The following is a 7,513-nucleotide window of genomic DNA, read 5'->3' on the forward strand; positions in this document are numbered from 1 at the left end:
TCAGCCGCCGTAGCGCGGGTGGACCAGCGTCGACGGCGGTGGCGGGGCGGCCCGCTCGTCCCGGGTGCGCTCGACGGCCCGGACACCCGTCACCAGGGACCCTGCCGTCAGGGACCGCAGCGGGGGCGTGCCGGCGGGGAGCGCCAGCTCGGGCGGGTAGGTGCCGGCGGCCGCGAGCAGGTACCCCCAGTCGGCCGCGCCGCCGTCCCCCGCCGCTCCCGTGTCCGCGCCGCCCGAGCGGTCCGCGCGGTCGGGACCCGAGGCGAGGTACGCCCCGCTCCCGTGCGCGCTGTAGGGGCGGGTCGCGAAACCGGCCGCGCGGAGGGTGGAGTCCACGGTCCAGTACGTACGGGGGGAGGCGGCGGCCGAACCGGCGTGCACGACGAGCCGCCCGTCGTCGGCGAGGACCCGGGCGGCCAGGCCGTAGAACTCCTCCGAGTACAGCTTGGCGCCGGCCGAGATGCCCGGGTCGGGAAGGTCCGAGATCACCACGTCGTACCGCTCGCGCGGTCCCTCGCCGCGGCTCCCGTGCCCGTCCGCCCCCGGCGCCGGCGCGGTGGTCGCCGTCTCGCGGAGCCAGCGGAAGGAGTCCGCGAAGGCGATCCGGACACGCGGGTCGCGCAGGGCGTGACCGTTGAGCGCGGTGAGTTCGGGGTGGGTGCGGGCGAGCCGGGCGACTCCGGGGTCGACCTCCACGACGGTGACCGAGCGGACCCCGGCGTGGCGCAGCACCTCGCGGGCGGCGAGGCCGTCGCCGCCGCCGAGGATGAGCACGCGCGCGTGCGGCCCGTTCATCGCCGGGTGGACCAGCGATTCGTGGTACCGGGCGGCGTCCGCGCCGCCGGCCCGCAGCCGGCCGTTCACGAAGAGGTCCGGCGGGCTGCCGCGCTCCCCCGTCACCACCACGTCCTGGAGGTCGGTGCGCACGGCGACCCGCACGTCGTCGCCGTACACCGCGCGGCGGGCGGCGTCCTCGAAGTCGTCGACGAGGACGGTCGCGGTGGCGAGGACGGCGAGGACGGCCACGTTCGCGCCGATCAGCAGCGCCCGGGAGCGGCAGGTCAGGTCGCGACGGAACAGCCACAGCACCAGGCCGCCGCCCGCCACCGCGTTCACCGCGCCCGTGACGAGCGCGCCGGTGAGCTGGCCGAGCCAGGGCAGCAGCAGGAACGGGAAGGCGAGGCCGCCGACCAGCGCGCCCACGTAGTCGGCGGCGAAGAGGTCGGCCACGGTCCCGGCCGGATCGGCGGCGCTGTCCTTCTCGCGCGCCCCGGACAGACGGGCCGAACGCGCCGACTCCGCCCGCTGGATGAGCGACATGAGGAGCGGGATCTCCGCACCGATGAGGACGCCGATGGCGAGCGAGAACGCCACCAGGACGTACCGCGCCTCGCCCAGCCAGGCGAAGGCCGCGTACAGCACGAGGGCCGAACAGCCGCCGATCAGCGCGAGACCGCACTCGACCAGGCCGAAGCCGACGGCGGCACGGCAGCGCAGCCGCTTGGCGAGCAGCGAGCCGACGCCCATCGCGAAGACCATCACCGAGAGCACGACCGAGGCCTGCGTGACGGAGTCGCCGATCAAGTACGAGGCGAGTGCGACCAGTTCCAGCTCGTAGACGAGACCGCAGGCGGCGCAGACGAAGACGACGACCAGGACCGGATACCGCACCGTGCTCGGCCGAACGGGCAGCCGCGTCACCCTCTTGGGTGGCATGGTCAGGGGCGGATCGATCATGTTCGTAACGCTACGTCACACATCTGTCGCCGCTTGTCACCCACACGAGTGCACCTGAGGCGTACGGGAGGCGCGTTACAGCGCGGCGGACATACGTGCGCCGATCTGCGTCCGCGTGACCACCAACTGGCCTTCCTGCGGGTACGCGTGCCAGGTGCGCCACCGCACCTGGCCTTCGTGGCGCTGCGCCAGCATCGCCGTGAAGGCGTGCGGGGAGCCGGGGAACGTCCCCGCGAGGCCGTTGGGATGGTCGGCGACGAGCGCCAGCAACTCCTGGGCACGGCCCGCGAAGGAGCCGTGGTTGAGCTTCTCGACGCGGGCGGCGAATTCGTACTCCCATCCGCCGATCCGCTTGGACACGCCCAGCGGCAGCGGCGTACTGCTGCCGGGCATACAGGCGACGGTCTCCGAGCAACGGCGCTCCTCTTCCTCCAGAAGCACCTGGTGAGAGGCGCCGAGCAGGCGCAACTGCAGCTTGGCGCCGGTCAGTTCGAGGTCGAGCACGGCGAGGGCGGGCAGCGGCTCGCGCCCGAGAGCCCAGGCCAGATCGGCCGCACGGGTGTCGGTATAGGAAGTTTTCAGGGTCGTGAGCATGGGTCGGCTCCGCAAACACGGTTTGACGGGTGGGCCGGGGGCGCCCCGGAGAAGGGTTCAACGGGAGTGGGGGATCGCCGACTCGGGTCCACACACGGTCCGAGGGCTGTCTCTATCAACAGTGAGGGAATCACGGACTTCGAGCGACTCGCAGCGTTTTTACCCAACTTGCCGTGGTTTCCATCCCCTTCGGGGACCCCACAGTTCAATTGTTCAAACGAACCCGGTCCCCAGGCTCCAACACGAAGGTGCCCGGCGGATGTTGGAACGCCGGGCACCTGGTGCTCGCGAGGGCGACTGCCCCGTGACAGTCGCCCCCGAGTCGATCACCCCCCGGTCAGTCGCCCCCGCCCCCTCCGCCGCAGCCACCGCCGCCTCCGCAGGACGACCCGCCGTCCGAACCGCAGCCGCCCCCGCCACCGTCCGCCCAGCCACCACGCCGCCTGCCCCGCCGCCTGCCCCGCCGGCTGCCGCTGATCGCGGACACCACGCCCACCGCGATCATGAAGACGATGAACATCGCGAAAAGGATTTCCATCTGTACCACCCCCGTAGGTCTGTGCGAGGGGGATGCCCGATCCGGCACACGCCCAAAGCGCACTTGAGGAAGTCCAGAGCTTCGGCCCAGGATGACGCACATGACACGACCGCTGCTCAACCGCAGGCTCGCCGAGTTCGGCACCACGATCTTCGCCGAGATGTCCGCCCTCGCCGCGCGGACCGGGGCGATCAACCTCGGTCAGGGCTTCCCCGACACCGACGGCCCCGAGGAGATCCGCGAGGCGGCGGTCCGGGCGCTGCGCGACGGCCGCGGCAACCAGTACCCGCCGGGCCCCGGCGTCCCCGAGCTGCGCACCGCCGTCGCCGAGCACCAGCTGAGGCGGTACGGCCTGAGCTACGACCCCGACACCGAGGTCCTGGTCACGGCGGGCGCCACCGAGGCCATCGCCGCGTCCCTGCTCGCCCTCGTCGAACCGGGCGACGAGGTGATCGCCCTGGAGCCGTACTACGACTCGTACGCCGCCTGCGTCGCGATGGCGGGCGGCACGCGCGTCCCGGTCACGCTCCGGCCGCACGAGGGACGCTTCGTCCTCGACCTGGACGAGCTGCGGGCCGCCGTCACCGACCGGACCCGGCTGATCCTGCTCAACACCCCGCACAACCCCACCGGCACCGTCCTCACCCGCGCCGAACTGACCGCGATCGCCGAGCTGGCCGTCGCCCGCGACCTGCTCGTCGTCACCGACGAGGTGTACGAGCACCTGGTCTTCGACGGCGCCGAACACCTGCCGATCGCGAGCCTGCCGGGGATGCGCGAGCGCACGGTCACCATCGGCTCGGCCGGCAAGACGCTCTCGTTCACCGGCTGGAAGGTCGGCTGGGTCAGCGCGACCCCCGAGCTGACCACCGCCGTCCGGTCGGCGAAGCAGTACCTCACGTACGTGGCCTCAGGGCCGTTCCAGTACGCCGTCGCCGAGGCGCTCCGGCTGCCGGACAGCTACTTCGACAGCCTCCGCGCCGACCTCCACCGCAAGCGCGACCTGCTCGGCGACGGCCTGCGCGCGGCCGGGTTCGAGGTCTACCTGCCGCAGGGCACGTACTTCATCACCACTGACATCACCCCCTTCGGCGAGAAGGACGCCTACGCGTTCTGCCGCGCCCTCCCCGAACGCTGCGGCGTCGTCGCCATCCCCAACTCCGTCTTCTATGACGACCAGGCCGCCGGCCGCAGCCAGGTCCGCTTCGCCTTCTGCAAGAAGGACGACGTCCTCATCGAGGCCGGCAGCCGCTTGCGGCGCCTGGCTTCCTGAACTCGCTCCCCTTCACGTTCATGCACGTGACACGACGGTGCGTCAGGCCCGCAACGGCCTGGCGCGCCAGCGGCGTTCGGTCCGTCCCACAGCGTCCGTGGGGAATTTCTCCGCCGTACCCCTCCGGTTGGCCAGGCCTGGCTACCTTCGCCTCGCCCCGGTCCGGTACAGGAGAGGTACATCCATGAGCACGCCGATCCACCGCACCTCGACACGGCAGTCCGCAGCGGTCCTGACGTCTGCCCGGTCCCGTGAGGGAGGGAGCCGGACCGGGAGTACGTCCGCACGCCCGCTGGAGCGCGCCTTACTGGAGATGCAGTCCAGTGTCGGCAACCGGGCCACGACCGCGATGGTGCAGCGCCTCCGGGACACCGAGAGAGGGAACGCGGCGGCGAACGGCGACGCGGCCCCCCAAGCGAAGAAGAACTACCGCGACCGGATCGCCGCGCTCCTCGACAGGTTCAAGAAGAATCTCGAACCCATCGACACCTTCATCAAGGGCTTCCAGACCCCCACCAACGCGGCCTTCACCCAACAGGCCGCCGTCGCGGCCAATGAGAGCCTCAAGCACTCCGCCGCCGCCTCGGGGACCTCCGCGGCCTCGGGCAACCTCCTCACGGAGGCCGCCGGCACCGTGGTCAACGGCATGGACGCGTACAAGAACATGAAGGACGCCAAGAAGCACGAGACCGGGGCCGACCACCACAAGGCGAAGAAGAAGGCCAAGACCAAGGGGGTGGACACGGTCATCGGCGCCGCCGGTTCGGGAAGCTACAGCGCCGCCATCGCCAAGGAGGTGACCAAGATCCAGAAGACGGCGGACGCGGCAGTGGCATCCGAGGCGAGCGGTATCGCCAGCGCCTCCATCGGCGCGATCAAGGGCATGCGGTCCGCCTTCCGCATCAGGGGAGCAGCCAGCAAGTACAAACAGATCAAAAAGCTGGGAGATCCCCACCTCGTCCAGGCGGGGGCACTGGCACGGCTGAACGAGGCGCGCGAGCAGGCCAACTGGGCCGCAGCGGAGGCTTACGTCGCGCTGGACAGCTACTGGAAGTACGAGGGCCCGGGACGGCTGGAGCTCGTTTCCGAGGCCATCGACGCGGCCTGGGAGGCGATGGCCGAAGCCCGTGACGCCGGCGAGAACCTCCAGCGCGCCGAGAACGACGTGGAAAAGCTGAGCAAGGTGCAGCAGTACGCGAAGAAGAAGCAGCTCACCAAGATCGGCAAGGAGGCGGCCGGCGGCGCGGGCGAGTCCGTCAAGGCCGCATCCGGCGTCGTGACGGCGGTCGCGGCGGGAACAGTCGGGCTGGCGAGCAACCCGGTCGGCTGGGGCCTCGCCGGGGCCGGGGCCGGTCTCGTCCTCGGCGTCACCATGTACAAGGCGCTCCGCGCCGCCACGAAGCGCTACGAAGAGGTCCACCACCCCGAGCGCTGGGCACCGCAGGGCGAGACCCCGGCGGAGGCCGCTTCCCGCACGGAGTCGTTGAAGCACGCGCTGAAGTTCTGGAAGAAGGTGTCGAAGGGGGAACGCCAGGCCATGGCGCGGGAGATCTACGCCCTGGCGGCGGGCCCCGACATCTCCGGGAACACCACGGCCGAGATGCGGGAGTCCGCCAGGTCCCTGCTCATCGCACTCAAATCCGGCCCAGACAAGCACAAACTGGAGCCGGACGAGTGGGCCGAGACCCTCAACGACCCGGCGAAGACGTCCGGTTGGATCGCGGAGATAGCGGAGCAGCTGGCCTCGGGCTGACCTGGAGCGGGCCGGCTACCGCGCCGCCGACAGGACCGCCGACAGGACCGCCGACAGGGCGGATACGAACGGCACCCAGGGATGTGCTTCCCACTCCCTGGGACAAAAGGCGAGATTCTTGACACCGCACACGGCTCCCCCTGCGTCCAGGGCACCGGACTGCTCTTCCAGGCCCGCCAGAAGGACGGCACATGGGCAACCCTCACCAGGGCCACCCTCACCACCGATGGCAGCGCCCCAACGAAGATCACCTTCTCGCGCGCAGGGACATGGACGCTCCGGGTCCACCGCCCGGCCACCACCGGCCTGGTGAGCACGTACTCCTCGCCCTGGACGGTCAGGGTCAGCTGATCCGGAGGCCGTCGCGTCAACGCGACCAGCCCGGCGACGGCCCTCTCACGGCAGGGTCGGAGGTTTGGCACCGCCTTCCTCCGGCTCGGCCCATCACCTGCACCACCAAGCCCGTCGCAACCCGCGCCCCGGATCGCTGTGCCTTCCGTAAGGGCGAAGCGCCGGACGCTATTCGGTGTCTTTCGGGTGTCGCGGAGAGGCGTACACCAGGATCACAGTCGAGGTATCCGAACTGACCAGGTAGCGGACCCGGCCGCCGCTGGTGATCTCGTACTCCCACTGCTCCAGCTCGGAGCCCTTCCATTCCCTGGTGGCGTGCCTGCCGCGGAGCTGATGCTGGCGATTCCAGTTGGCCCGCGACAGCGGGTCTGTGCGAAGGGCCTCCAGGCAGCGATGGGCGTTCGGCAACGCCACCCGGCACAGCTCCTCCCAACCGGTCGCGGCCTCCGTCGTCCCGTGGATGACGTTCCAGCCACTCAGCGGAGGAACGCTGACCCGATCGCCCTTCTTCGGGCTCACTCGTGCACCTCGACCGGGCCGAGGTCGACGCCACCAAGCGGACGGAGCGCTTCCCTGAGCTGATCGGGGTCGGCGTTGATGCGAGCGGTGGCCCGCCACGAGACGATCGCTCGGTGCACAGCCTCCCTGGCGCCCAGCTCAGCGGCGTCGGACAGCGCTTCCAGAAGCTCGACAGTGAATTCCCGGACTTCCTCAGCGTCCAGGTGACGCACCCACGGGAACACCTCGGGCAGCGCGAGCAAAAGCGACTTGGCACCGTCGTCCTGCTTCAAAAGTGCAAGGAACAGTCGGGACGCGGTGGTCAGGTTTTCCTCGGCGCGCTCTGCGTATATGGCCGTGGTCAACACCATGTCGGGCGCGTCCCGGTGCGTGACACGCAGGCATCCCAGGGCGGCGGCCCTGGCAGCGACAGCCTTCGGGTTCCGCGACAGATCGGTGAACGAGACAGACTCCGATTCGGATGCCAAGGGTGCGATGCTCATACTCAGACTGTACTCTGATTGCGCTCTGATTTCTATCGTGCGAGGTGAGTAGCAGCTGAAAGCCCTACTCCTGCGACAGGACCCGCCCCCTCCGACGCTGCTGCTGCGCCGACAGTGAGTTCACGGGGGCACCGACCTGCTCCGCGGAGCCAGGAAGTGGCCTGGGTCACCGCGACCCCCGAGCTGACCACCGCCGTCCGGTCGGCGAAGCAGTACCTCACGTACGTGGCCTCAGGGCCGTTCCAGTACGCCGTCGCCGAGGCGCT

The 7,513-nt window shown here is 70.4% G+C and carries 6 protein-coding genes; 2 read left to right on the top strand and 4 right to left on the bottom strand.

Annotated elements, in window-relative coordinates:
* Both AB0E14_RS11465 and AB0E14_RS11470 read right to left on the bottom strand, forming a co-directional pair.
* Positions 1–1,716 (bottom strand): polyamine aminopropyltransferase, encoded by a 1,716-nt coding sequence (locus AB0E14_RS11465; RefSeq protein ID WP_362415103.1) that lies wholly within the window; start codon positions 1,714–1,716, stop codon positions 1–3.
* A 96-nt stretch (positions 1,717–1,812) separates the two neighbouring features.
* On the bottom strand, positions 1,813–2,331 hold the full coding sequence (locus tag AB0E14_RS11470; RefSeq protein WP_362415015.1) for a DUF2617 family protein: 519 nt from the start codon (positions 2,329–2,331) through the stop codon (positions 1,813–1,815).
* Between the two features lie 629 nt (positions 2,332–2,960).
* On the opposite strand from AB0E14_RS11470, the gene AB0E14_RS11475 reads away from it, so the two are divergent.
* Positions 2,961–4,142: a pyridoxal phosphate-dependent aminotransferase gene (locus tag AB0E14_RS11475; RefSeq protein ID WP_362415017.1), complete on the top strand. Its 1,182-nt coding sequence runs from the start codon at positions 2,961–2,963 to the stop codon at positions 4,140–4,142.
* Between the two features lie 184 nt (positions 4,143–4,326).
* Positions 4,327–5,895 carry a hypothetical protein gene (locus tag AB0E14_RS11480; protein WP_362415019.1) on the top strand — a complete coding sequence of 523 codons (1,569 nt, stop codon included), beginning with the start codon at positions 4,327–4,329 and terminating at the stop codon, positions 5,893–5,895.
* A 519-nt stretch (positions 5,896–6,414) separates the two neighbouring features.
* Here AB0E14_RS11480 and AB0E14_RS11485 read toward each other — a convergent pair.
* Both AB0E14_RS11485 and AB0E14_RS11490 read right to left on the bottom strand, forming a co-directional pair.
* Positions 6,415–6,765 (bottom strand): hypothetical protein, encoded by a 351-nt coding sequence (locus AB0E14_RS11485; RefSeq protein WP_362415021.1) that lies wholly within the window; start codon positions 6,763–6,765, stop codon positions 6,415–6,417.
* On the bottom strand, positions 6,762–7,247 hold the full coding sequence (locus AB0E14_RS11490; RefSeq protein ID WP_362415023.1) for a prevent-host-death family protein: 486 nt from the start codon (positions 7,245–7,247) through the stop codon (positions 6,762–6,764). The genes AB0E14_RS11485 and AB0E14_RS11490 overlap by 4 nt, the downstream gene beginning before the upstream one ends.
* Positions 7,248–7,513 lie beyond the last annotated feature (266 nt).

Origin of the sequence: Streptomyces sp. NPDC047981 (assembly GCF_040653315.1) — a bacterium.
Taxonomy (GTDB): domain Bacteria; phylum Actinomycetota; class Actinomycetes; order Streptomycetales; family Streptomycetaceae; genus Streptomyces.

Excerpts from the sequence above, each read along its gene's own strand:
- AB0E14_RS11465 (WP_362415103.1), bottom strand. The coding sequence starts at position 1,716 with ATGCCACCCAAGAGGGTGACGCGGCTGCCCGTTCGGCCGAGCACGGTG.
- AB0E14_RS11470 (WP_362415015.1), bottom strand. The coding sequence starts at position 2,331 with ATGCTCACGACCCTGAAAACTTCCTATACCGACACCCGTGCGGCCGAT.
- AB0E14_RS11475 (WP_362415017.1), top strand. The coding sequence starts at position 2,961 with ATGACGCACATGACACGACCGCTGCTCAACCGCAGGCTCGCCGAGTTC.
- AB0E14_RS11480 (WP_362415019.1), top strand. The coding sequence starts at position 4,327 with ATGAGCACGCCGATCCACCGCACCTCGACACGGCAGTCCGCAGCGGTC.
- AB0E14_RS11490 (WP_362415023.1), bottom strand. The coding sequence starts at position 7,247 with ATGAGCATCGCACCCTTGGCATCCGAATCGGAGTCTGTCTCGTTCACC.